This window comes from Amycolatopsis circi, from assembly GCF_003385235.1.
GTDB classification, from domain to species: Bacteria; Actinomycetota; Actinomycetes; order Mycobacteriales; family Pseudonocardiaceae; genus Amycolatopsis; species Amycolatopsis circi.
In genome coordinates this window covers 1-23706 of record NZ_PQIA01000031.1, presented here as the reverse complement: position 1 = coordinate 23706, position 23706 = coordinate 1, and the positions used below count along the sequence as shown (strand labels likewise).

General features: G+C 69.2%; 24 protein-coding genes. 6 read left to right on the top strand and 18 right to left on the bottom strand.

Annotated elements, in window-relative coordinates; all coding sequences use genetic code 11:
• Positions 1-3: 3 nt before the first annotated feature.
• Complete coding sequence (locus tag D0D37_RS16265; protein ID WP_116201389.1) at positions 4-879, bottom strand: oxidoreductase; 876 nt, start codon at positions 877-879, stop codon at positions 4-6.
• A gap of 61 nt (positions 880-940) precedes the next feature.
• Here D0D37_RS16265 and D0D37_RS16260 point away from each other — a divergent pair, with 61 nt between their 5' ends.
• Both D0D37_RS16260 and D0D37_RS16255 read left to right on the top strand, forming a co-directional pair.
• On the top strand, positions 941-1537 hold the full coding sequence (locus D0D37_RS16260; protein ID WP_116201388.1) for a TetR/AcrR family transcriptional regulator: 597 nt from the start codon (positions 941-943) through the stop codon (positions 1535-1537).
• Between the two features lie 52 nt (positions 1538-1589).
• The gene (locus D0D37_RS16255; RefSeq protein WP_162834270.1) at positions 1590-2195 is read left to right on the top strand and encodes a TetR/AcrR family transcriptional regulator; all 606 of its coding nucleotides are present in this window, start codon (positions 1590-1592) and stop codon (positions 2193-2195) included.
• Here the strand turns inward: D0D37_RS16255 and D0D37_RS16250 are convergent, their stop codons facing one another.
• The 13 genes from D0D37_RS16250 to D0D37_RS16190 all read right to left on the bottom strand — a co-directional run bounded on the left by D0D37_RS16250 (position 2196) and on the right by D0D37_RS16190 (position 17136).
• Positions 2196-3866: an AMP-binding protein gene (locus tag D0D37_RS16250; protein ID WP_116201386.1), complete on the bottom strand. Its 1671-nt coding sequence runs from the start codon at positions 3864-3866 to the stop codon at positions 2196-2198.
• Entirely contained in the window at positions 3866-5044 is a 1179-nt protein-coding gene (locus D0D37_RS16245; RefSeq protein ID WP_116201385.1) for a lipid-transfer protein, read from the bottom strand. The genes D0D37_RS16250 and D0D37_RS16245 overlap by 1 nt, the downstream gene beginning before the upstream one ends.
• Positions 5045-5126: 82 nt before the next feature.
• Positions 5127-5510: a hotdog family protein gene (locus tag D0D37_RS16240; protein ID WP_116201384.1), complete on the bottom strand. Its 384-nt coding sequence runs from the start codon at positions 5508-5510 to the stop codon at positions 5127-5129.
• Complete coding sequence (locus tag D0D37_RS16235; protein ID WP_116201383.1) at positions 5507-5932, bottom strand: Zn-ribbon domain-containing OB-fold protein; 426 nt, start codon at positions 5930-5932, stop codon at positions 5507-5509. The genes D0D37_RS16240 and D0D37_RS16235 overlap by 4 nt, the downstream gene beginning before the upstream one ends.
• Positions 5932-6480 carry an FAS1-like dehydratase domain-containing protein gene (locus D0D37_RS16230; RefSeq protein ID WP_116201382.1) on the bottom strand — a complete coding sequence of 183 codons (549 nt, stop codon included), beginning with the start codon at positions 6478-6480 and terminating at the stop codon, positions 5932-5934. Before D0D37_RS16230 ends, D0D37_RS16235 begins: the two co-directional genes overlap by 1 nt.
• Before the next feature lie 133 nt (positions 6481-6613).
• Positions 6614-8230, bottom strand: coding sequence for a class I adenylate-forming enzyme family protein (locus D0D37_RS16225; protein WP_116201381.1), 1617 nt, complete (start codon positions 8228-8230; stop codon positions 6614-6616).
• 19 nt (positions 8231-8249) lie between these two features.
• The gene (locus D0D37_RS16220) at positions 8250-9071 is read right to left on the bottom strand and encodes an SDR family NAD(P)-dependent oxidoreductase (RefSeq protein WP_116201380.1); all 822 of its coding nucleotides are present in this window, start codon (positions 9069-9071) and stop codon (positions 8250-8252) included.
• Position 9072: 1 nt separating this feature from the next.
• Entirely contained in the window at positions 9073-10194 is a 1122-nt protein-coding gene (locus D0D37_RS16215; RefSeq protein WP_116201379.1) for a steroid 3-ketoacyl-CoA thiolase, read from the bottom strand.
• Entirely contained in the window at positions 10194-11057 is an 864-nt protein-coding gene (locus D0D37_RS16210; RefSeq protein ID WP_116201378.1) for a MaoC/PaaZ C-terminal domain-containing protein, read from the bottom strand. Before D0D37_RS16210 ends, D0D37_RS16215 begins: the two co-directional genes overlap by 1 nt.
• A 9-nt stretch (positions 11058-11066) precedes the next feature.
• Positions 11067-12170 carry an acyl-CoA dehydrogenase family protein gene (locus D0D37_RS16205; RefSeq protein ID WP_116201377.1) on the bottom strand — a complete coding sequence of 368 codons (1104 nt, stop codon included), beginning with the start codon at positions 12168-12170 and terminating at the stop codon, positions 11067-11069.
• A 1-nt stretch (position 12171) separates the two neighbouring features.
• A complete protein-coding gene (locus tag D0D37_RS16200; RefSeq protein ID WP_116201376.1) occupies positions 12172-13371 on the bottom strand; it encodes an acyl-CoA dehydrogenase family protein in 1200 nt (399 codons plus the stop codon).
• Positions 13372-13470: 99 nt separating this feature from the next.
• Complete coding sequence (locus tag D0D37_RS16195; RefSeq protein ID WP_116201375.1) at positions 13471-15996, bottom strand: acyl-CoA dehydrogenase family protein; 2526 nt, start codon at positions 15994-15996, stop codon at positions 13471-13473.
• A 3-nt stretch (positions 15997-15999) separates the two neighbouring features.
• The gene (locus tag D0D37_RS16190; protein ID WP_116201374.1) at positions 16000-17136 is read right to left on the bottom strand and encodes a steroid 3-ketoacyl-CoA thiolase; all 1137 of its coding nucleotides are present in this window, start codon (positions 17134-17136) and stop codon (positions 16000-16002) included.
• Between the two features lie 443 nt (positions 17137-17579).
• On the opposite strand from D0D37_RS16190, the gene D0D37_RS16185 reads away from it, so the two are divergent.
• Positions 17580-18497, top strand: a complete 918-nt coding sequence (locus D0D37_RS16185) for a 3-oxoacyl-ACP reductase (protein WP_244223532.1) — start codon at positions 17580-17582, stop codon at positions 18495-18497.
• Between the two features lie 39 nt (positions 18498-18536).
• On the opposite strand, the gene D0D37_RS16180 is transcribed toward D0D37_RS16185, so the two are convergent.
• Genes D0D37_RS16180 through D0D37_RS16170 form a run of 3 tightly spaced genes read right to left on the bottom strand, consistent with a single transcriptional unit; the run spans position 18537 to position 21140 of the window.
• The gene (locus D0D37_RS16180) at positions 18537-19439 is read right to left on the bottom strand and encodes an NAD-dependent epimerase/dehydratase family protein (protein WP_116201372.1); all 903 of its coding nucleotides are present in this window, start codon (positions 19437-19439) and stop codon (positions 18537-18539) included.
• A gap of 10 nt (positions 19440-19449) precedes the next feature.
• Positions 19450-20235: a MaoC/PaaZ C-terminal domain-containing protein gene (locus tag D0D37_RS16175; RefSeq protein ID WP_116201371.1), complete on the bottom strand. Its 786-nt coding sequence runs from the start codon at positions 20233-20235 to the stop codon at positions 19450-19452.
• Positions 20232-21140, bottom strand: coding sequence for an SDR family oxidoreductase (locus tag D0D37_RS16170; protein ID WP_116201370.1), 909 nt, complete (start codon positions 21138-21140; stop codon positions 20232-20234). The genes D0D37_RS16175 and D0D37_RS16170 overlap by 4 nt, the downstream gene beginning before the upstream one ends.
• A 93-nt stretch (positions 21141-21233) precedes the next feature.
• Between D0D37_RS16170 and D0D37_RS16165 the strand changes: the two genes are divergently transcribed.
• From D0D37_RS16165 to D0D37_RS16155, 3 genes are read left to right on the top strand one after another with little or no spacing between them, the layout of a single operon-like run.
• A complete protein-coding gene (locus D0D37_RS16165) occupies positions 21234-21992 on the top strand; it encodes an enoyl-CoA hydratase family protein (RefSeq protein ID WP_116201369.1) in 759 nt (252 codons plus the stop codon).
• A gap of 17 nt (positions 21993-22009) precedes the next feature.
• On the top strand, positions 22010-23068 hold the full coding sequence (locus D0D37_RS16160) for an NAD(P)H-dependent flavin oxidoreductase (RefSeq protein ID WP_116201368.1): 1059 nt from the start codon (positions 22010-22012) through the stop codon (positions 23066-23068).
• 41 nt (positions 23069-23109) lie between these two features.
• Positions 23110-23541: a GlcG/HbpS family heme-binding protein gene (locus tag D0D37_RS16155; protein WP_244223531.1), complete on the top strand. Its 432-nt coding sequence runs from the start codon at positions 23110-23112 to the stop codon at positions 23539-23541.
• Between the two features lie 57 nt (positions 23542-23598).
• On the opposite strand, the gene D0D37_RS16150 is transcribed toward D0D37_RS16155, so the two are convergent.
• A partial coding sequence (locus D0D37_RS16150) for a hypothetical protein (RefSeq protein ID WP_162834269.1) occupies positions 23599-23706 on the bottom strand: 108 nt, incomplete at its 5' end.

The following is a 23706-nucleotide window of genomic DNA, read 5'->3' as shown; positions in this document are numbered from 1 at the left end:
AACTCACGCCGAAACAGTCAACGGAAAACGCACCCCGGTCAGCTCCTCGGAGACCGTCCACAAGCGACGAGCAACCTCCTCGTCCCACGCTTTCGCTGACCGGCCAACGAGTTTCGGCGCACCCCGATTCTGCAGGAAGCCGCGCGGGCCCGCGTAGCTGTTGCCGGGAAGGTCCGCCAGCGCGGCATAAAGCGTCGGCCGCGCGCCCTCCTCCGAGGTTTGCGCCACCAGGCGAGTACCGGCTTTCGCCAGCGACGACAGCACCGGCGTCTCGACCTTCAGCAGGTTCGTCGCCGCAGTCCCGGGGTGCGCCGCAGTCGCCAGCACCGGAGAACCGACCTCAGTCAGCCGCCGCTGGAGTTCCGCGGTGAACAGCAGGTTCGCGAGTTTCGACTGCCCGTAAGCCGCCGCCGCCCGGTACCGCTTGCGTTCCCAGTTCAGGTCGGCGAAATCGATCGAACCGACCCGGTGCCCGTTCGACGAAACCGTCACCACCCGGCCCCGGATCCGCGGCAAAAGCAGGTTCGTGAGCGCGAAATGGCCGAGATGATTGGTCCCGAACTGCGATTCGAAGCCGTCCTTCGTGCGCGACAGCGGCGGGATCATGATGCCCGCGTTGTTGATCAGCAGGTCGATCGGCTCGGTGAACTCCGCGGCGAACGCGCGGACCGACTCCAGGTCGGCGAGGTCGAGCTGCCGGACTTCGACGTCGCCGGACAGTTCGGCCGCGGCCTCGCGACCGCTGCGCAGGTTCCGCACCGCGAGCACCACCCGCGCGCCCTTGGCTGCCAGCGCCGCGGCTGTCGCGCGGCCTAATCCGCTGTTGGCACCGGTGATCACGGCGGTGCGGCCGGTCTGGTTTTCCGGGAGAAGGTCCATGTCCCCAAAGTAGGCACCGGCAACAATGTTGTCAACGGAAACATGCTGCTAGACTGACCGGGTGCCCGACCAGTCCGACGACCGCCCCTACCACCACGGCAGCCTCCGCACCGCCTTGCTCGACGCGGCCGAACGCGGGTTGCGCGCGCACGGGGCCGATCAGCTGTCGCTGCGCGACCTCGCCCGGGAGATCGGCGTCAGCCACGCCGCGCCGCGCCGGCATTTCCCGGATCGACAGGCGTTGCTCGACGCTCTCGCCGAAGCCGGATTCGCCCGCCTGGACAGCGCGTTGCGCACGGCGTTGAAGACCGCGGACGACTTTCCGGGTCGCGTGCACGCGGCGGCGACGGCGTACACCCGCTTCGCCACCGAGAATTCGGCGCTGCTGGAACTGATGTACACCAGCAAGCACCGCCCCGGCGCGTCCCGGATCGTGCAAGCCGCCGAAGCGCCGTTCCGCCTGATGAACGACCTCATCGTCGAGGGCCAGGAGCAGGGCGCGCTGCAGGACGGCCCGCCGCAGCGGATCGGAGTCGTGCTGTTCGCGACGCTGCAAGGAATCGCGACCATCGGCAACGGCAACCTCGTTCCGCCGGAATTGCTCGACGGGCTCGTGGACACCGCCGTCGAACAGTTCCTGCGCGGCGCTCGTCCATAACAAAACCGGTCGGCCCGGCGAATGCGGCGCCCGATTGGATACCGTGGTCGGCATGGCTGACCAACGACCGCTCGGCTTGCGAGAACGCAAGAAGCTCGACACGCGCAAAGCGCTGAGCGACGCCGCCGTGGCGCTCATGTACGAGAGAGGTCCAGACAACGTTGTCCGCGAGGACATCGCGGAGCGCGCCGGGGTGTCGCTGCGGACGTTCAGCAACTACTTCGCCACGAAATACGACGCGGTCGCCTACCGGCAGGAGCACCGGATCCGGCTCAGCGCCGAGCTGCTGCGGGCGCGTCCGGCGGACGAGCCGCTGTGGACCGCGCTCGCCGAAGCGCTCATCGAACCGTTGCGCGCCGACGGAGTGCCTTATGGGCAGCCAGCATCCGACCAGCTCAGCGCGGTGCAGGCGTGGAGCGCGACGCCGGAGATGCGGACCGCGCTGGCAAAAGTGCAGACCGGCGAGCTGGTCAAGGCGATCGCCGCGCGCACCGGCACGCGGGTCGGCGAGCTGTATCCGCAATTGGTGTCCGACGTCGCGATCGCGGCGATGACGACTGTGCTGAACCGGTTCCTGGACGACAGCCTCGAGAAGACGGTGCCGGCGACGCTGCGCGAGGTGTTCGCCGCCGTGTCCCGGGGCCTGCCGCCTCAGTAGTCAGCGCCGGGACGCCGCGGGAAGCGAGTTTTCCCGGCCGTGTGCGACGAATTCCGCTCGCAGCTTGTGCCGGTCCTCCGGAGTGAGCAGCCGGTACGGGCTGGTCCGGCGCGGCGCGTACCAGACTCGGTCGTCCTCCCAGCCCTGCGCGCGCAACGGCGCTTTGTCGACCTTGCCGCTGCCGGTGACCGGAGCCTCGTCGAGGATCCGGACGAACGTCGGTCGCCATTTCGTACCAAGATCTGGTTGTGCAGCAAGGAATTCGTCGAAGTCGACTGGATCGAACGCGGCATCCTCGGCGAGGATGACGGACGCCATCAGCAGGTCTCCGGTCTTCGGATCGGGCACGCCGTAGCAGTGCGCCACTGCGAACGCCGGGTAGCGGCCCAGAATCCGCTCGACCGGGGCGGTGCCGAAGTTCTCGCCGTCCACGCGAAGCCAGTCCGCGGCCCGGCCGGCGAAGTACAGGTAGCCGTCGCGGTCGCGGTAGCCGAGGTCGCCGGTCCAGAAGTCCTCGCCGCCGAATTTGAGCCGTTCGGCCATCGCGGCGGGGTTGTCGTAGTAGCCCTCGAATGTTTTCCCGCGCCCCACCGCGACGATCTCGCCGGTCGCCTCCTCTGCGTTCAGCAGCAGGCCGTTCTCGTCGAATTCCGCGAGCGGGCATTCCCGGTTGTCCTGATCGCGGATTTCCGCGCGCATTCCGGGCGCGGGGCGGCCCAGTGCGTTCGGCGGCGCGTCCGGTTCCGGCACGATGCGGAGTCCGCCCTCGCTGGAACCGTAGCCTTCCCGCACTTCGCAGCCGAATCGACGGCGGAATTCGGCGGATTCGCCCGGTGCGGCTTCCGAACCGAAGGCGACTTCCAGCCGGTTGTCGGCGTCGGTCGGCTGCTCCGGCTGCGCGACGACGTAGCTGAGCACCCGGCCGACGTAGTTGAAGTAGGTCACGCCGTGCGCGCGGAGGTCCGGGATGAACTGCGACGCGGAGAACTTCCGCACCAGCACGATCGTCGCGCCGACCTTCGCCGCGGCGGCGAGGTTCATCATGATCGCGTGGCCGTGGAACATCGGCAGGCACAGGTAGGTGACCGAATCGCGGTGCAGCGAGACGCGTTCGGCCAGCGCGTCGGTCAACCGGCCGAGGCGGCCGTTGCTGCAGATCACCGCCTTGGGCGTGCCGGTCGAGCCGGAACTGAACAGCAGCAGGAAGATCGCCGCCGGGTCCGGGAGGTGCGGAGGCAGGTCCGCGCCCGCGTGCGCGGCGAGAAGGTCCTGGTACTCCGCCGATTCCACGTCGAGGACACGGCGGACGGTCGGCAGCTCAAGGCTCGCGATCTCTTCGGCGTACAACGGTTCGGTGAGCAGGAGGTCGACGTGCGTGTGGCTGATGTCCGCCGCCAGCTCCGCGCCGCGCCGGGTGGAGTTGATGCCGACCAGGACGTCGCCGGTCACCGCGGCGGCGAGGATCCAGAACACGAAATCCGGCAGGTTCTGCAGCAGCACCCCGACGTGCCGCTGCGTCCGGCCGGGTCCCGGCTCGAAGGTGCGCAGCAGGGACGCCCGCACCGCGGCCTCGTGGACGATTCCGTCCCACGTCCAGCTTCGGCCCTCGAACCGCAGCCCCTCGTGCGCGTCCCCGCGCCGGGACCGGACGACTTCCGCGAAGGTCTCCATCAGCGGTCCGCCGCGAGCACGAGCGCGGAATGCGGTACCGGAGACCCGCCGGTGACAAGCACGTGCTCCAGCGCTTTCGCGGGCTGGTTCACCGAGCTGCCGCGAATCAGCCGGACGCCCTCGGCGATCCCGTTGACCCCGTGGATGTAGCCCTCCCCCAGCTGACCGCCGTGGGTGTTGACCGGCAGCCGTCCGTCGAGTTCGAGCGCACCGCTGGCGATGAAGTCCTTCGCTTCGCCACGGCCGCAGAATCCGTATTCTTCCAGCTGCAGCAACACCATCGGCGTGAAAGCATCGTACAGAATCGCGGCGTCGATGCCTTCCGGACCCACGCCCGCTTGCGCCCACAACTGTTCGGCGACCAGCTGCACCTCGGGCATTTCGTCGATGTCTTCCCGGTAGTAGCTGCTCATCGAAATCTGTTGCGGCCCAACGCCTTGCGCTGCTCCGGCAATCACCGCGGGCGGATGCGGCAGGTCGCGCGCCCGCTCCGCGCTCACGATGACCAACGCTTGGCCGCCGTCGCTTTCCTGGCAACAGTCGAGCAGCCGCAACGGATCGGCGATCATCTTCGACGACTGGTGGTCTTCGAGAGTGATCGGACGTCCGTGAAACCAGGCTCGCGGGTTCACCGCCGCGTGTTTGCGCGAGAGCACCGAAACGCGGCCGAAGTCTTCGCTCGTCGCCCCGTATTTGTGCATGTATCGCCGTGCCAGAAAGGCTTCCTGCTGCGCGGGAGTGAGCAGGCCGTACGGGTTGATCCAGTTCCGGTATTCCTGATCGGTATTCGCGGTGTAGGCGAACGGCGGCGGTCCGGCTCCGAAGCGGTGGCCGGAACGCTCGTTGAATGCCCGGTACACCACGACGACGTCCGCCACGCCGGAGCTGACCGCGAGCGCCGCCTGCTGCACCGGCGCGCACGCCCCGCCGCCGCCGTGCGGGATGCGGCTGAAGAACTTCAACTGCGGAATCCCCAATGCCCGGGCGACCGCGATCTCCGGGTTGGTTTCCATGGTGAACAACGCGAATCCGTCGACTTCCTCGACGGGGATCTGCGCGTCGGCGAGGGCGGCGAGGACGCATTCACAGGCGAGTTGCCATTCGCTGCGGCCGGAATTCTTGCTGAACTCGGTCGCGCCGATCCCGGCGATCGCGGCCTGCCGCGCGAACCCGCTCATGCCGCCACCTCCGCAACGAGTTGCACGCCGGTCAATCGGGAGGTATCGGCATGAACCGCAACGATTCGCTCGCAAGCCGCACTCATGCCGACACCGTCACTCGAGCCGTCACGTGCACACCACGGTCATGACTTCCGGTGACCTTGATCGTCACCGCGTCCTCGGTCACTTCGATGACTTCGCTCGCGAATGTCAGCGTGTCACCGGGAAACAGCGGTAATCCGAGCCGCAGCGAGACTTTGCGGATCCGGGTCCCCGGGCCGCAGACGTCGGTGACGTAGCGGTCGATGAACCCGTTGGTGGCGTTGATGCTGATGAAGATGTCCGGCATTCCGCGGTCCCGCGCCTTGCCCGGGTCGTGGTGTACGTCCTCGAAATCCTGCGACGCGATCGCGGTCGCGACGATCGTGGTGCGGTCGAACGGGATCGCCAGCTCCGGCAGACGGTCTCCGAGAGCCAGGGTCATCGGGTGTGCTCCTTCGGGTCTCGCGGCCGCAGCTGCGGGAGGATTTCGCCGTGCGCGTGCTCGCTGAAGCCGACCTGCAAAGGCAAACCGACTTCGAGCCGGTCGTGGTCCACCCCCGCAAGGTCCGCGACCAGCCGGATGCCCTCTTCCAGATCGGCGAGGCCGACGGCGAGCGGGTAGTCGAACGCGGGATCCTTCGGGTGATACAGCACTGTCCAGCTGTGCAATATCGCGCGCCCGCTGGCGACGACCGTGTCCCACGCGAAGCTCCGGCACACCGGACACGCTGGTCCCGGCGGGTGCCGGAGAGCGCCGCAATCGGTGCAGCGCTGGATCTCGAGCCGTCCTTCGCGGGCGGCGTCGAAGAAGAACTGGTTGTCCTGGGTGATCGTGAGCCGCGGGACCGCGGTGTGCTCTCCCATCACGCGCTCCGTTCGGCCGGGCGGAACCGGAGGATGCGGAAACGTTCGTCGACCAGCAGTTCGCCCGCTTCGTCGACGTAGTGCTTGCGCAGCGTGACGAAATGGCCGTAACCGAGCGCGGTGCGTTTTCCCTCCGAGACGGCTTCGATGGTGAAGTGGCAGGTCACGTGCGTGCCCGGGGTGATCTCGCGGACGTACTCCTGCTCGACGTCGGTCGCCACCACCGAGGTGTAGCCAGCCGCGTCGAGGACGCTCATCAGCCGGGAGTACGCGAAGTCCTCCACCGTGCCCTCGCGGCGCAGCTCCTGGATCTCGCGGTAGCGCCGGTACCCGGCCATGATCCAGGTCGAGCACATCGCGGGCGGCGCGATGACGCCGGGGCGGCCGGTCGCCTTCGCCGCGGCCTCGTCGACGTACACCGGATTGCGGTCGTCGACCGCCTCGACCCAGTTGCGGATCATCGCCTCGTTCACCGCATACCGGGCCACCCTCGGCGGCTCGGCCTGCTGGCCGGTGAACTCGGCGAAGTCCGTCCGGAGACCGGTCATCACCCCTCCTTGAGCAAGCGTTTGGTGCGACGGTAGGAGCGCGGGGAAGGCCGGGCAACCGAGAGTCCCGGTGGGCGGACGGCCTCGTGAGCGGCAAACCCGGTTCTAACCGGCATAAACACTCACGAGGCCCTTACTCCCACCGCACCAGCCGCCGGACCACCTTCCCCGTCGCGTTGCGCGGCAGCGGATCCCGGGTCAGGAACCAGGCCGTCGGAACCTTGTACCGGGCAAGCCGGTCAGCGAGATAACCACGAAGGCCCTCAGCGTCCACTTCGGACTCAACACGAAGCACGACCTTCGCGGCGACAATCTGGCCGTAGTCCGAATCCGGCAGCCCAGCGACGATGCACTCGGCGACGCCGGGGTGTCCGGCGAGCTGTTCCTCCACCTCGGCCGGGTAGATGTTCTCCGCCCCGCGCAGGATCAGGTCGCTGCGCCGGCTCAGCACGGTCAGCGCACCGTCGCGCAACTGGCCGAGATCACCGGTCCGGAACCAGCCGTCCTCGGTGAACGCGGCTGCCGTCGCTGCCGGATCGTTGAAATAGCCGAGCATGACCTGCGGGCCGCGGAGGTGGATCTCGCCGTCGGTGCCATCCGGGACCGGACGGCCTTCGGTGTCGCGGATCTGCACTTCCATGTTCGGCACGGGACGGCCCGCGGTGTCCGGGTCGGCGAGAAGCTCAGCCGGGGTCGCGAGGGTAGCCGCGGTGGACGACTCGGTCAGGCCGTAGTTCGTGCTCAGCGAGGCGGCCGCGCCTGGCAACGCGCCCCGCAGCTGGTCTTTCAGCTCGGCGGTCGACGGCGCGCTGCTGACCGAGACCGTCTTGAGCGTGCTCAGGTCGTAGCTGGACAGGTCGGCTTCCACCAGGCGAGACAGCATCGTCGGGACCGCGCCCCAGTTGGTGACCCGCTCGGCCTGCACGAGATCCAGCACCCGGTGGATGTCGAATTTCCCTTGGTGCAACACGGCAGTGTCGCCCACGGCGAGCCGCACGATCGCGAGGTTGTGCAAGGCGGCGATGTGGAACAACGGCGTGGCCAGCAGAAACCGGCGATCCCGTGCCGGACGGCCGAATTCCGCGGCGAGCGCGTCGTTGAACAGGTGGAACCAGACCGCGGCGAGCACGTTGCGGTGCGAGTGCGTCGCGCCCTTCGGATGACCGGAAGTGCCGCTCGTGAAGAGGATGACGGCCGGGTCGTCCTCGTCGACCGGCTCCGGCTTCAGCGGAGCGCCTTGGTGGCGGTCGAGGAGTTCCCGATACTCGCGGCTGCCGAACTCCAGCACCGGATACCGGCCCGCGACCAGCGGTTTTCGCGCCGAGTCGGTCAGCACGGCCTTCGGCGTGGTCAGGTCGAGGCCGTGCGCGACCTCCGGCGCGGCCCACATCGAGTTCATCCCGACCGCGACCGCGCCGAGCGACACCGCGGCCCAGAAGCCGACAATCCACTCTGGACAGTTCGCCGCGCACAACGCGACCCGGTCCCCGCGTCCGACGCCGTACTCCGTCCGCAGCACCGCGGCCAGCGCGGCAACTTGTTCGTAGTGCTGGGAAAACGTGAGCCGACTGTCCACAGTGACCAGATACTCCCGGTCGCCGAACTCGCGCGAGGCCTCCAGCAATTCGGTCAGGCACCGATGCCGCCGCGCGAACACCTTCGCCGGGCGGCCCGCGACCGGTTCCGGCCGGATCTCGAACTCCGCGCCCGGCGCGGTCAGCCGCGCGATGATGTCGTCCCGATCGGTCATCGGTCGCCTCCCGTAATGCTCATCGGATTGTCAGCTGCCCGCCGTCGACGTTCCAGCACTGCCCGGTGACCCAGCCCGCCTCGGCGCTGGCCAGGAACACCGCGGCCGCCGCGATGTCTGCGGGCTCGCCGACCCGCCGCAACGGCACCTGCGCGCGAACGTACTCGGCCCACGATGCCGGGTCCACGTCGTCCAACCGGCTCGTGCCGACGACGCCGGGGCACAGCGCGTTCACCCGGATCCCGTGCCCGCCCAGCTCTTTGGCCGTCGAAGAGGTCAGCGACTGCAGCGCGGCTTTCGACGCGGAGTAGGCGGCCGATCCGGCGCCGGACAGCTTCCCGCCGATCGAGGAGATGTTCACGAACACCCCGCCGTCGCCCTGCTCGACCAGCCGCCTGCCGAACGCGCGGGTCATCAGGAACGGCCCGCGCAGGTTCACCGCGAGGACCCGGTCCCAGGTCTCGACGTCGAGGTCCAGCACCGGCAGGCGATCGGGTCCGCGCGCGGCCGCGGCGTTGTTGACGACGATGTCCACGCGGCCGAAAGTGTCGAGGACGGTCGCCAGCAGCTGGTCGACCTGCGCCGGGTCGGCGACGTCGCTCACCGCCGGCAGGGCCTCGCCGCCGGACTGGCGGATCTCGTCGGCCACGGACTGGATGTCCCGCCAGCCCGCCGCCTGTTCTTCCGGCGGGAACTTCTCGCGCGGACGGCCGCTGCCGGTCACCGCGACCGCGCACCCGGCCTTCGCCAGTTCGACCGCGATCGCCCGGCCGATCGACCGCATCCGGCCCGCGCCGGTCACCACCGCGACCTTGCCGTCGAAACCGCTCAGCGGATACATCTCAGAGCCGCTCCACGATCGCCGCCGTCGCCTGCGCCCCGCCGGCGCAGATCGCCACCAGGCCGAGCGTCCGGTCGCGGCGCTCCAACTCGTCGACGATCTCCGCGAGCAGCCGGATCCCGGTCGCCCCGACCGGATGGCCGATCGCGATGGCGCCACCGTTGACGTTCAGCCGGTCCTCGTCGACGCCGAGCGTGCGGGCGAACGACAGCGGGACCGCCGCGAACGCCTCGTTGACCTCGAACAAATCGATGTCCGCGACGGTCATCCCGGCCCTGCCGAGGACGCGTTCGGCAGCGCGGATCGGGCCGTCCAGCAGGTACTTCGGCTCGGCGCCGACGATGGTCTGCGCGACCAGCCTGGCGCGCGGACGCAGCCCGAAGGTCTGGTCGGCGTCGACCAGGAGCGCGGCCGACGCGCCGTCTGAGATCTGTGACGCGGTGCCTGCGGTGTGCAGGCCGGTGGCCTCGATCGGGGCGAGTCCGGCGAGGGCTTCGGTGCTGGTGTCGCGCAGGCCTTGGTCGCGGTCGAACTGGCCGTCCTCGACCGGGACCGGCAGGATCGAACGGCCGAATCGGCCCTCGTCCCAGGCGCGGCGGGCGCGTTGCTGCGAGCGGAGGCCGAACGCGTCCAGGTCCGCGCGGGTGAGTCCGCGACGTGCGGCGATCCGGTCGGCAGCTTCGTACTGGGCGGGAAGGTCGACCTTCCAGGACTCCGGACGCGGACGGCCCGCGTCGCCGAGGTTGCTCAGCAGCGGCACCCGGCTCATCGACTCGACGCCGCACGCCATGCCGACGTCCACCAGCCCGGCCGCGATCTGCGCGGCGATCAGGTGCACGGCCTGTTGCGCGGAGCCGCATTGCGCGTCGATCGTGGTGGTCGCGGTCTCCTCGGGGAGCCCGGCGTGCAGCCAGGCGAACCGGCCGACGTTGTTCGACTGCTCCCCCGCCTGCGTGACGCATCCGGCTACGACATCCGTGACCAGCGCGGGATCGATGCCGGTGCGCTCGAGGATTCCGCGCTGCACGTGGCCGAGGAGTTCGACCGCGTGGATGCCGGACAGCGCGCCGCGTCGCTTGCCGAACGGGGTCCGGATCGCGTCCACAATGACCGGATTACCCATCATGCACCTCCTGAAGTCGTGCGGGCCCAGGCATCGGTGAGGACCGCCGCGTTGTCGCGTTCGGGGCAGGTCACGCTTAGGGAGAAGCCGTTTTCCTGCTGCCACAACGCGATTCGCAGAGTCTCGCCGGGGATTACCGGGCCTGCGAACCGTGCGCCCAGTTCGCGGAGCCGTGCGGGACGGCCGTCGAGGAAGTGATCCACGATTGCCTTGGCGACCAGGCCGTAGGACGCGAGACCGTGCAGGATCGGCGCGCCGAAGCCTGCTGCGGCGGCGAACTCGGGGTCTGCGTGGAGCGGGTTGAGGTCGCCGTTCAACCGGTAAAGCAGGGCCTGGTCGGGCGTGGTGGCGACGTCGAGCACATGCGTCGGGTCGCCTTCCGGCTTGCGTGGTCCGGCTGTTGTGCCCGGATCTCCTCCGAAGCCGCCCTCGCCGCGTGCCCAGATGGACATCTTCGAGGTCCACAGTGGACCGTCCGCGTCCGCGACCTCGTGGGCCAGCACGATGACCGCGGCCTTGCCCTTGTCCTGGACTTCCGCGATCCGGGTGGTTCGTTCCGCCGAGCCGGACGTCGGCAGCCGGTCGCGGTGGAGCGTGACAACCTGTCCGGCGTGCAGCAGCCTCGCCAGATCGACGTCGACGCCGGGCAGCGTCAAGCCTTCCGCGGGGCGGTCTCCGGTGGAAATGCCTTGTCCGGCAACGAGAGCGAAGGTCGGGAGGACTTCCAGGTCCCCTTCGTAGCTGTACCGGAGTTCGGTGCCGGAGCCGAGGGAAAGGTGGTACAGCAGCACGTCCCGGGTGGTCCAGGCGAGCTGTTGCGTGCGCGGCGGGGCGTTGAGCGCTTTGTCGACGTCGATGGGCACGGGAGCCTCCTAGGCCGGGGCACCGATCGGGGGCGCGGACGGCAACCGGTCCCCGAGTTCGGCGGCGAGTGCGTCGGCGGTGCCGAGGGTGAATGCGACCTGACGGCCCCAGAGGAAGTAGCGGTGGATCGGGTAGTCGACGTCCGCGCCGATGCCGCCGTGCAGGTGCTGCGTCGCGTGCACGACTCGCAGTCCACCGCGCGACGCCCACCATTTTGCTACTAGGGCGGCGATTTCTGCTTCGTCCTCACGGCCCTCGTCCAGCAGCCAAGCGGCGCGTTGCGTACAGACTCGGATTGCCTCGGTGTCGAGGTAGGCGTCCGCGGCCCGCACAGCGACAGCTTGATTTGTCGACAGTGGACGTCCGAATTGGACTCGTTCGGAGGTGTATTTCGCGGTGGTCGCCAATGCCTCGGCACACACGCCGACGCTGACCGCTGCCAGGGCGACCCGGAGTCGGCGGAGTGTCCACTGCAGAGCGTTGTCCCCGGAGGCCAGAATGTCCTGCGGGGTGACCACTGCTCCGTCGAAGGCGATTGACGCGTGGCTTTCGCAGCTGGTGACTTCGACGGGGGTCACGCTGAGGTTGACCGCCGGCACGAGTACTAAGTGGACCTGATCATCTTCGTTGACCGGCACTAGGACCAGGTCGGCCTGGGCGCCAGCGGGAACCGAAACGACTTCGCCGGTGAGTTCGAGGTCGTCGCCGCACCGGGTCGCGGTCACCGATACCGTGTCGTCGAACGCGCCGACCAGCAGCGTCGAACCGTCCAGCACTCGCGGCAGGATCCGGTTCCGCTGGTCCTCGGAGCCGAATTGCGCGACCGGCAGCAATCCGCCCGCGAGAACATTCCACAAAGGAATCGGAGCGACGCGGCGGCCGACTTCTTCGAGCAGTACTGCCAATCCGGACATCCCTAGGCCTGCTCCACCGTCCCTTTCGGACAGACAGATGCCCAGGAGGTCCGCTTCGGCGAGCACTCGCCAGAGGTCGGCGTCGAAGCCGCCTTGCTTCTCGACGGCCGCTACCCGCTCGACGGTCGCGCGGTCGGCGAAGATCTTGGCGGCCAGCTCGCGGACCGCGCCCAAGTCGTCGTTGAGGTCGAAATCCATGTCAGCTCCTGGCCTTTTCCGGACGACGGCGCGCGGACAGCGTCATGCCGAGGGTTTTCGCGGCGACGATCTCGCGCAGCACCTCGTTGGTGCCGCCGCCGAAGGTGTTGTTCTGCGCTCGCCGGGCGAGCGTCTCGACGCGTCCGTTCACCGCCGCGCCGGGCGAATCGGGCCGCAGCAGGCCGCGAGCGCCGAGCACTTCCTGGAGCCTGCTGTACGCGGTCACCACCGCTTCGGTGCCGAATACCTTGGCCGCAGCGGAATCCCCGCCGCCGAGGGTGCCGGCCGCGACGTCCGCGACCAGGCGCAGGTTGATCAGGTCGGTGGCACTGAGCAGCGCGTACACCTCGGCCAGCGTGTGCCGGACCCACGGCAGGTCGTACACCGTTCCCGGCCCGAACGGCTCTTCCTGTGCCCACTTGAGGACCGCGTCGTACATCTGGTTCGCGATGCCGCCGCGCGCGGCGAGTGCGACGCGTTCGTGGTTGAGCTGGCTGGTGATGAGCCGCCAGCCATTGTTCAGTTCGCCGACCACATTGGACAGTGGAATTCTGACGTCCGCATAGTATGTCGCCGACGTGCTGATCCCGCCCACCGTATGGATTTCGGTGGCGGAGAAACCCGGGGTGTCGGTCGGCACGAGCACGACGGAGATGCCTCGGTGCGGGGGCGCGTCCGGATCGGTCCGCACCGCCAGCCAGATCCAGTCGGCGAAGATGCCGGCGCTGGTGAAGATCTTGTTGCCGTTGACGACGAGCGAGTCGCCGTCGATCTTCGCCCGCGTCTGCAGCGACGCCAGGTCAGTGCCCGCGCCGGGTTCGGTGTAGCCGATGGCGAACATCAGCTCGCCGCGCAGGATCGGCGGCAGGAAGAACTTCTTCTGTTCCTCGGTGCCGTGATGCATCAACGCCGGCGCGACGGTGTTCAGCGTGACCAGCGACAGCGGCGCACCGGCGCGCAATACCTCGTCGTAGAACACGAAAAGCGCTTCCGGATCCTCGCCGCGGCCGCCGTACTCCTCCGGCCAGCCGAGGCCGAGCCAGCCGTCCGCGCCCATCCGGCGCAGGATCCGGTCGAACACCGGCCCGCCCTCGGTCTGCTCGACCAGCGCGCGGCGGTCGTCCTCGTCGATGATGCGGGCGAAGTACTCGCGCAGCTCGGCGCGGAGCCTTCGCGAGCGCTCCGACAGCTCCGGATGCATGCGTTTTCTCCTCAGATCGGGGTCAGCGGGGCAGGCCGAGGACACGTTGAGCGATAGCAGTGTTTTCTCCGCCCCGGTCAGGGCCAGCACGGCCGCGGGTCACCGGGGCAGTCCCAAGACGCGTTGAGCGATGACAGTGAGCTGGATTTCGATCGTCCCGCCGCCGAAGAGCACGGCGGGCAGGCCGAGATGGTCGACGACGTGCCCGTCCTCCGCGCTCGCGGAATCGGGGCCGAGCAGAGCGATCACCTCGCGCGACCCCTCCTGCTGGGCCAGCGCGCTGAACACCTTCCGCACGCTGACCTCAGCTCCCAGGTCCAGTCCGGCGAGCCGGGCCAGCACGCCGCGAAGGCCGAGCGTCGCAAGCGTGAGTTCCCGCGACACGCACCGGCCGAGCGCGGACAATGCTTCGGGATCGTCCGGATTCTCGCGGAGCAACTGGCGGATCCGGTCCGACGAACCGTGCGCGAGCGTCGCGCCCATGTTGTGCCGCTCGTTGGCCAGAGTGGTCGTCGCGAGCCGCCAGCCGCTGTTCGGCTCGCCGACCAGGTCGCGGTCCGGGACGAAGACGTCGTCCAGGAAGACCTCGTTGAACTCCGAGCGTCCGGTGGCCTGCTTGATCGGCCGGACGGTGACGCCTTCCGCGGCCAGGTCGACGAGGAAGTACGAAATTCCCCGATGGCGCGGCGCGTCCGGATCGGTCCGGGCGAGGCAGACGCCCCAGTGCGCTTCGTGGGCCAGCGACGTCCAGACCTTCTGTCCGTTGATCCGCCAGCCACCGTCCACTTTGGTCGCTCGAGTGGTGAGCGAGGCGAGGTCGGAACCCGCTCCTGGTTCGCTGAACAGCTGACACCAGCGGACGTCTCCGCGCAGCGTTGGCATGACGAATCGCTCGCGCTGTTCCGGGGAGCCGTGCACGAGCAGGGTCGGCAGGACCCATTCGCCGATTACCGTAGTGGGCTGGGGAATTCCGCGTCGCTCGAACTCCTCGGCGATGACGGCTTGTTCGAGCGGTCCGGCGTCCAGGCCGTACGGCTTCGGGTAATGCGGGGCGGCTAGACCGGCGTCGGCGAGCACGCGGACGGACGGTTCGGTGGCCATCCGGTCGAGGACGGGCGCGATCTGGCTTCGCAGTTCCGGACAGTCGTCGGGCCTCGCGAGGGTCAGGTCGCGGGTGATGGTCCGGGCGCGTTCGCCGAGGTTTCGGGCGGCTGGTCGGCCGAGGGATCCGGACAGCGCGACGGCGCGTCGCCAGTAGAGATGCGCGTCGTGTTCCCAGGTGAAGCCGATCGCGCCGAGGAGCCGAACACAGGCCACCGATGCGTCCACCGCGGCGGGGAGCGCGGCGTGCCGGGCCTGGGCGGCGGCAAGTGCCTGCTGCGCAAGGGAATGCTGCTCGGCGCGGGCTGCGTCCCAGGCTGCCGCCGTGGCGATCTCCCGGTACAGGAGGATTCCCGCAGCTTGGTGCTGGACGGCTTGGAAGGAACCGATCGGACGGCCGAACTGGACGCGGGTGCGAGCGTGGTCGACGGCGCAGTCCAGTGCCCAGCTACACAGTCCAGCCGCTTCCGCCGCCGCTGGGACTGCAAGGGCCAGCTCCGCGCGCTCTGGACTGATCTCAATGAGGTTGTGCTGAGATACCAGGAAGTTCTCCAGTTTAAGGCGCGCCGCGGATCTGGTCAGATCAACGGCTTCGACTGGGATCAGCTGGCTTGGCTCTGGCCGTAGCACGAACCAGATCTGGTGAGCGCGGACGACCACGATCTCCGCGTCTGCGAGCCCGAGTGCCGGACAGCTGGTGCCGTTGATATACCAACCTTCGGCGGTGTTGGTCGCACGGAGGCCGTCAAGTACGACAGCTCCGGTCGCTCCGGCGGCGAACGCGGCCAACGCTTCCGCCGGTCCGGTCGATTCGGTCGGTTCGGACGGTTCGGACGGTTCGGACGGTTCGGCTGCGGCGAGGACGGCGCTGGCGGTGACAGTCGGCAGGAACGGACCGGGCACCAGATGACGACCGAACTGCTCGGTTACCACGGCGAGTTCGAGCAGCCCAGCGCCTTGGCCCCCGACGGACTCCGGCAGGTGCAGGGAGTGCCAGCCTTGTTCGGTGAGGGCCTTCCAGAAGTCCGACCGCCCAGGTTCGGCGCGAGTCTCGACGGCCGACCCGTGCCGGACCGCAGACTCGGCCGAGTCGCGGCGTTCCTCAGCCGGGGCTGGGCCAAAGCCCGGCTGATCGCCTGGCTCGACAATCGGCGCATGTCGGACCGCAGACTCGGCCAGATCGCCGTGCTCGTCGGACAGGACCTTCCCAGAACCCGGCTGGCTGTCTAGCCCGGCACGGGTCTCGGCGATCGGCGCACGCCAGGCAGCGGAAGCGGCCAAGTCGCGGCGCTCCTCGGAAGAGACCGTCCCAGGCTCGTCACCGAGTCCAGCACGAGTCCCCGCGACCGGTGCACTCCGGGCGGCGGAAGCGGCCAGGTCGCCACGCTCCTCGGACAGGACCTTCCCAGAACCCGGCTGGCCGCCTAGTCCAGCACGGGTCTCCGCGACCGGTGCATGCCGGGCAGCCCACCCGGCGGCAGAAGCGGCCAAGTCGCGGTGTTCCTCGGACAGGGCGATGGGCATGGGTCAGATCCGTTCGACGAGCACGCAGCTGGTGGCGGCCGCGGCGCAGATCGCGATCAGCGCGAGGCTGGCGTCGCGGCGTTCGAGTTCCTCGACGGCCGTCGCGAGGAGGCGGATTCCGGTCGCGCCCGCCGGGTGGCCGAGCGCGATCGCGCCGCCGAGGACGTTGAGTTTGTCCTCCGGGAGGTCGTGCACCTGCGCGAAGGACAGCGGGACCGCAGCGAACGCTTCGTTGACCTCGAAAAGGTCGATGTCACCGATCGTCAGGCCGGTGCGGTCGAGGAGTTTCCGGGCCGCGGCGACCGGTCCGTCTAGGAGGTATTCCAGGTCGCCGCCGATGACGCACTGCGCGAGGAGCCGTGCTCTCGGCCGGAGTCCCAGTTCCTCGGCGCGGTGCCGGGCCAGGAACAGCGCGGCGCTCGCTCCGTCGGAAACCTGGGACGAGGTGCCTGCGGTGTGCAGGCCGTCGGGGACAGTGGTGCGGAGACCGGCGAGTGCTTCCGTCGAGGTTTCGCGGAGGCCTTGGTCGCGGGTGATCGTTTGGCCGTCCGGCAGCGCCAGCGATAGGACTTGCCGGTCGAAAAGTCCGGCGTCCCAAGCCTTTCGCGCGTTGTGCTGGGAGCGGAGGCCGAACGCGTCGAGGTCCGCCCGGGTCAGTCCGCGCTTCCGGGCGATGCGGTCCGCCGCGGTGTACTGGTCGGGGGTGTTGAGATACCAATCGGCTGGTCTCGGCGTACCAGCGCCGGTCCCCTGCTTCGGAGTGAGCGGCACACGGGACATCAGCTCGACTCCGCACGCGACACCTGCGTCAACCGTTCCGTTCGCGATCTGTCCGGTGAGCAGGAAGGACGCTTGCATGGACGTGCTGCACTGGGCGTCGATGGTGGTGGCACCGGTCGCGGGCGGGAGGCCGCCGTAGAGCCAGGCGGTGCGGACGACGTGGCCGTACTGCTCGCCCAGCGGCGTGACGCAACCGCCGATCACCTGGTCGACCGCGTCCGGGTCGAGGCCGGTGCGATCGAGGACGCCGTGCTGGACGCGGCTGAGCAACTGGACGGCGTGCAGGGCGGAAACCCAGCCGTCGCGCTTGCCGAACGGCGTGCGGACCGCGTCGACGAGGACTGGCGTGGTGTCTTTCAAGCCCGGATCTCCTTCGCGAGGGGAAGGTCGGACCGGCCCCCCGGTAATCGAGCAAGCGTTTGGTTGGAGGTTAGCTTCGGCCCGGTGGGCGGGACAAGCGCGCGTACTGGTGAGCGGGAGTGGCCTGGTGGGCACGACCGGTTGTTCCGGGTGCGTGCCGCTGGCTGAACCGCTACGACCGGGCCACTCCGCGCGAGCTGAGCGGCCAGCGCTTACCTCGTGCGCGGAGTGGCCGGGCCGCCCAGTTCGTGTGTGTCATCAACTCCGCGCATGAGGTAGCCCCGTCGCCCAGCGCGCGTGCACCACGGCGAAGAACCGCCCAGCCAGCCTGCGGCACGCCTCCTCCACCGCGAGCCGCCGATGCCACTCACCGGGAGCAGCCGCACGTCTCAGGCCCGGGCATCGACACCATGGCGACATCTCGTCCCGGCATTGGAGGCCCCGTGTCCCACCCCAGCACCGCCCTGTCCGGCTGCACCGCCATCGTCACCGGGGCCGGCGCCGGGCTCGGCCGGGCCGAAGCGCTCGCGCTCGCCGCGGAGGGGGCGAATGTCGTGGTCAACGATGTGAGCGACGCCGGGGACAAGGTGGTCGCCGAGATCGAAGCGCGCGGTGGCCGGGCGCTGGCGGTGCCGGGCGACATCGGCGACTGGCAGTACGCCGAAGACCTCGTCACCGCGGCGACCGAGCACTTCGGGTCGCTCGACATCGTCGTCAACAACGCCGGCATCACCCGCGACGCGATGCTCTTCAACCTCGACGAGAAGGACTGGGACGACGTCATCCGCGTCCACCTCAAGGGCCACGCGGCGCTGTCCCGCGCGGCGGCGCGACACTGGCGGCAGGTCAGCAAAAACACCGGCGAACCCACCTACGGACGCCTGATCAACACGTCCTCGGAAGCGTTCCTCCTCGGCGGTGCCGGGCAGCCGAACTACGCGGCGGCGAAGGCCGGGATTGCGGCGCTGACGTTGTCCTGCGCGCGAGGGTTGAGCCGCTACGGCGTCCGCGCGAACGCGATCTGCCCGCGCGCCCGGACAGCGATGACCGACGGGATCTTCGCCGCCGGACGCAGAGCGGGCGGCTTGGACATCCTCGCGCCGGAGCGGGTCGCGGCGTTCGTCGCATACCTCGGCTCCCCGGCGGCGGAGGCGGTGAACGGGCAGGTATTCGTCGTGTACGGAGACATGGTGGCGCTGCTCGCCCCGCCGACCGTCGAGCATCGCTTCGTGTCTCGGCAGGGCGCGTTTGATCCGGATGAGCTGGAGCGGACGATCACGCCGTACTTCGCTGGTCGGGACCCGAGGAAAACGTTTGCGGCCAGCGACATCGTGGGGCTGGACGACACGGAGACCTCGTGAGTGGCGATCCCGGTTAGAACCGGGATCGCCACTCACGACTCACCGCATCGCCGCGGCCATCTCCTCCAGCATCGGCCGCACGTCCCGGCGGCGGTAGCCGAGCAGCTCGGTCTCGCGAGCGTCCGGTTCGTACGAGATCGTCGCGCCGCGACCGGGGACCAGTACCCGGTCGGGCAGGAACGGGTGTTCCTCGTCGCGTTCCTCCAGCGTCCGGCCGGAGCCGGAGACGTCGAAGACCAGCTGGAAGTAGTCCCGGAAGCTGAGGTTTTCGTCGCCGACCAGGTACGCCGCGCCGGATTCCCCGCGCAGCAACGCGCCTTCGACAGCCTCGGCCAGGCTCCGCACGGACAGGTAGTTCGTGCCGCCGACCGGCGCGAAATCCGGTACCTTGCCGACCAGTTCCCCGTCAGCCCAGGCCAGCATCTTCGCGAACTGCCGCGTCGACCGGCCGGGAGCCATTCCGACGATCGACGGCGGGTTCAGCGTGCACACCGTGAACCCGTCGTCGGCCAGGGCGCGCGCTCCTTCGTCGGCCAGGCGGCGGGCGTCCACATACGGGTTCGTCTCGGCGAGATCCGGCCGAACCTGGTGGTAATAGCTGCCGATCTGAACGAAACGCCCGACGCCCGCCCGTTTCGCCCGGGCCGCGATCGCCGTCACGCCGTCGATTTGGTACGTCCGCCAGAATTCCTCGTCGCCCCAGCCCGAGACGTGCCGGATGTCCTGTCCGGCGGCGAAAACCACGGCCTCGAATGGGGCGAGCGCGGCCTCGTCGAAACCGTCGTGGGCGTAGTCGCCGAGCAGCACCGGAAAGCCCGCGACCAGTGAATCGGCGTCGGGTTCGTGCCGTCCGGCGACCGTCACAGCGTGGCCCGAGGCGCTCAAGTGCGCGGCGGTGTTCGAGCCGATCATGCCGGTGCCGCCGATGACCAAGACCTTCATGCGCATTCCTCTATCCGAAGTGGACACATCCGCCGTCGACCACCGGACCGCGTTCCGACGTGATCCGAAGCCCGCCGTCGGACCAGCCTTCGACCTGCAGTTGCTCGCCCGGGAAGACCGGCGCGGCGAAGCGGCCTTCCAGCGATGTCAGGTCCGCCGGGTGCGCGCCGACCTGTCGGGCCGCAACCAGCGCGCCTGCGCCGAGGGTCGCCAAGCCGTGCAGGATCGGGCGTGGCTGGCCGATTCCGGCTGCTGCCGCAGGGTCGACGTGGATGTGGTGACGGTCCCCTAGCAGCCGGTAGAGCAGGGCTTGATTGTCCGCAGTGGACAGTGGGGCAGTCCAGTTTGGACTGTCCAATGCGGGCGGACGACCGGGGCCGCGGTCGCCACCGAAACCACCGATGCCGGGACAGAACAACGACCAGGTCGCAACAAAGTAGTCCGATTCGACGGCCACCTCGTACACTGCCGCGCTGCCTTTGTCCCACACCTCGGGCACCCGCGCCTGCATGGAAATCTCGCCCGCAGGCGGCAGCGGCTTCAAGACTTGCAGTCGTTGCGAACCGTGCACCGCGTTGCCGACCTCGAACGCCCCGGCCGAGCCCAGGACGTCCGGAGCCCATTGGGCGAGCGTCAGCGCGAACGGCGGCAGCACCCGCAGTCGGTCCTCGAAGACCAAGTCGAGTTCGTCCGGCCGGGCGCCGAGGGCGAGCGCGTAGAGGATCGGGTCGCGGTCGGTGTAGGCGACGGTGCGCTCGCCGAGGACCCGGCCTTTCCAGTCCGCGGGGCTGTTCACTGCGCTCCGTAAACCGGTTCGGGCGCGGGTGCTTCCTTCAGGAGTTCGCGCACGGCCGGACCCGCTTCGGCCGCCGTCCAGCGCCGGTCCAGTTCGCGGGACGGGCCGTGGCTCCAGCCGTTCTCGACGCAGATCCGGCCGCCCTCGACCTCGATCACGCGGCCGGTGACGTCCGCGGCGTCCTCGCTGGCGAGCCACGCGACGATCGGCGACACGTTGCCCGGGTGCATCGCGTCGAACCCCTCGTCCGGCGCGGCCATCTGGGCCGCGAACGGACCCTCGGTCATCCGGGTGCGCGCGGCCGGGGCCAGCGCGTTCACCGTGATGCCGTACCGGGCGAGTTCCGCGGCCCCGACCAGCGTCAACGCGGCGATTCCGGCCTTGGCGGCGCTGTAGCTGCCCTGTCCGATGCTGCCCTGCAGACCCGCGCCGGAGGTGGTGTTGATGATCCGCGCCGACCGCGTGCGCCCGGCCTTCGCCTCCGCGCGCCAGTAACCCGCGGCGTGGTGCATCAGCGCGAAATGCCCCTTGAGGTGCACCGCGACGACTGCGTCCCACTCCTGTTCGCTGGTGGTCACGATCATCCGGTCGCGCACGAAGCCGGCGTTGTTCACGACGATGTCGAGCCCGCCGAACTCGTCGACTGCCTGCCGTACCAACGCTTCCGTCGCCGCGAAGTCCGCGACGTCGGCACCGTTGGCCACCGCTTCGCCGCCCAGCGCGCGGATCGCGTCGACCACCTCGCCGGCCGGACCGCCGGACGCTCCTTCGCCCGCGCCCGACGTGCCGAGGTCGTTCACCACCACGCGCGCGCCCTGGCGGGCGAGTTCCAGCGCGTGCTCGCGGCCGAGTCCGCGGCCGGCCCCGGTCACGATCGCGACCCGGCCCTCCAAGATCCCGCTCACATCTCCTCCGTTCGTCAACCGGCCCGGCGAGGCGGTTCCCCGCAAACCAAGCAAGTGTTAGGCTACCAAGCAATCGCTAGGTTAGGAACGCACGTGACGATTTCCACGCAGCTCCACGACAACGGCACCTTCGTGGTCACCATGGACTACCCGCCGGTGAACGCCCTGCCGGTCGCCGGATGGTTCCGCCTCGCCGAAACCGTGCGGGAGGCGGGCGAGGACCCGGCGGTGCACGTCGTCCTGCTCCGCGCCGAGGGCCGCGGCTTCAACGCCGGCGTCGACATCAAGGAAATGCAGCGCACCACCGGTTTCGACGCCCTCGTCGGCGCGAACCGCGGCTGTTACCTGGCATTCAAGGCGATCTACGAATGCGCCGTGCCGGTGATCGCCGCGGTGAACGGCTTCTGCCTCGGCGGCGGCGTCGGCCTGGTCGGCAACTGCGACACGATCATCGCCGCCGACGACGCGTACTTCGGCGTCCCCGAGGTAGACCGCGGTGCCCTCGGCGCGGCGACCCACCTCGCCCGGCTGGTCCCCCAGCACCTGATGCGCACGCTGTACTTCACCAGCCGCACCATCGCGGCGAAGGACCTGGTACAGCACGGATCGGTACTGGAAACCCTGCCAGCCGCCGATCTGCACGACGCCGCACTGGCCCTGGCCGCCGAGGTGGCCGCGAAGGACCCGCGCGTCATCCGGGCCGCCAAAGCCGCGCTGAACGGCATCGACCCGATCGACGTCAACCGCAGCTACCGTTACGAACAGGGCTACACCTTCGAACTCAACCTCATCGGAGCCGCCGACGAACACCGCGACGCCTTCGTCGCCACCGGCCGCCCGGCGAACGACTGACTCTCTCGAGGAGACCCGTGCCTCTCCGCACCCCGCTCACCGAGCTGACCGGCGTAACCCATCCGATCGTGCAAACCGGCATGGGATGGGTCGCCGGCCCGCGCCTGGTGTCCGCGACCGCCAATGCCGGTGCCTTGGGCATCCTCGCCTCCGCGACGATGACCTACGACGAGCTGGACCACGCCATCAAGGAAGTCAAACAGCGCACGGACAAACCCTTCGGCGTCAACCTGCGCGCCGACGCCGGGGACGCCACGGAACGCGCCGAACTGCTGATACAGCACGGCGTCAAAGTGGCATCTTTCGCCCTGGCCCCGAAAAAGGATCTGATCGCCCGCCTGAAGGACCACGGCCTGGTCGTGATGCCCACCGTCGGCGCCGCACGACACGCCGAAAAGGTCGCCTCCTGGGGCGCGGACCTGGTGATGATGCAAGGCGGCGAAGGCGGCGGCCACACCGGCCCGACCGCCACCACCCTGCTGCTGCCATCCGTACTGGACGCAGTTGATATCCCAGTAGTCGCCGCTGGAGGCTTCTTCGACGGCCGCGGCCTAGCCGCCGCATTGTCGTATGGTGCCGCCGGAATTGGGATGGGCACACGGTTCCTGCTCACCAGCGACAGTGCAGTGCCGGAGGAAATCAAGCGCACGTACCTGGGCTTCGGCCTGGACGGCACCGTCGTCACCACCAAGGCCGACGGCATGCCGCACCGGTTGCTGCGCACACCGTTCATCGAGGGCCTCACGAAGGAAGGCTTCGTGCAGCGAATGGCCCGAACCCTGCGCCGGACAACGGACTTCAAACGGTTGAGCGGCCAGTCCTGGCCGTCCCTGGTCGCCGACGGCCTGCGAATGAAACGCGGCAGCGACCGCTCGTGGACGCAAACGATGCTGGCCGCGAACACCCCCATGCTGCTCAAGGCCGGTCTGGTGGAAGGCGATACGCGCGCCGGGATGCTGGCGGCGGGGCAGGTAGTCGGGGTGATCGAGGACCTGCCGAGCTGCGCGGAACTGGTGACCCGAATCGTTGACAGTGCACAGGAGCGTCTGAAAGCGACGGCCGCGCTGCGGGATTAGCAGGTTGTCCCTGGATTCGCTCCAGGCATAGGTTCGGGGTCATGGTTGAGACTTTCCGGCTTCCCGGTCTGACCCTGGCGGACGCGGACCGGCTGGTGGCGGCCGCGCTCGAGGTGAGCGGCGAGCGCGGCTTCCCGCCGCTGGCGGTCGCGGTCCTCGACGTGAGCGGATCGGTGATCGCGTTGCGCCGGGCCGACGGCGGGATGCCGATGACCAGCCGGATCGCGGTGGCGAAGGCGCGGACTGCGCTGCTTTCGCTGCAACCGTCCGGCCGGCTCCAGTTGCCGGGCCCGATCGTCGACAGCATCCAGCACCTGCACGGCGGCGAATTCGTCCCGTACGCCGGGGGCATCCTGATCGCCGACCAGGGCGTGGTCCTAGGCGCCGCCGGAGCCTCCGGCGCGCATGCGAACGAGGACGAGGAAGCCGTCCTGATCGCCGCGGACCGGTGGCGCGAGAGCCGCGAAGGATGAGGACGCCGGGTCGTGAGTGGCAATCCCGGTTAGAACCGGGATTGCCACTCACGAGGGCTAAAGCCGCTCCAACACAGTCACGTTAGCCTGCCCCCCACCCTCACACATGACCTGCAACCCATACCGCCCCCCAGTCCGCTCCAGTTCATGCAGCAACGTAGTCAT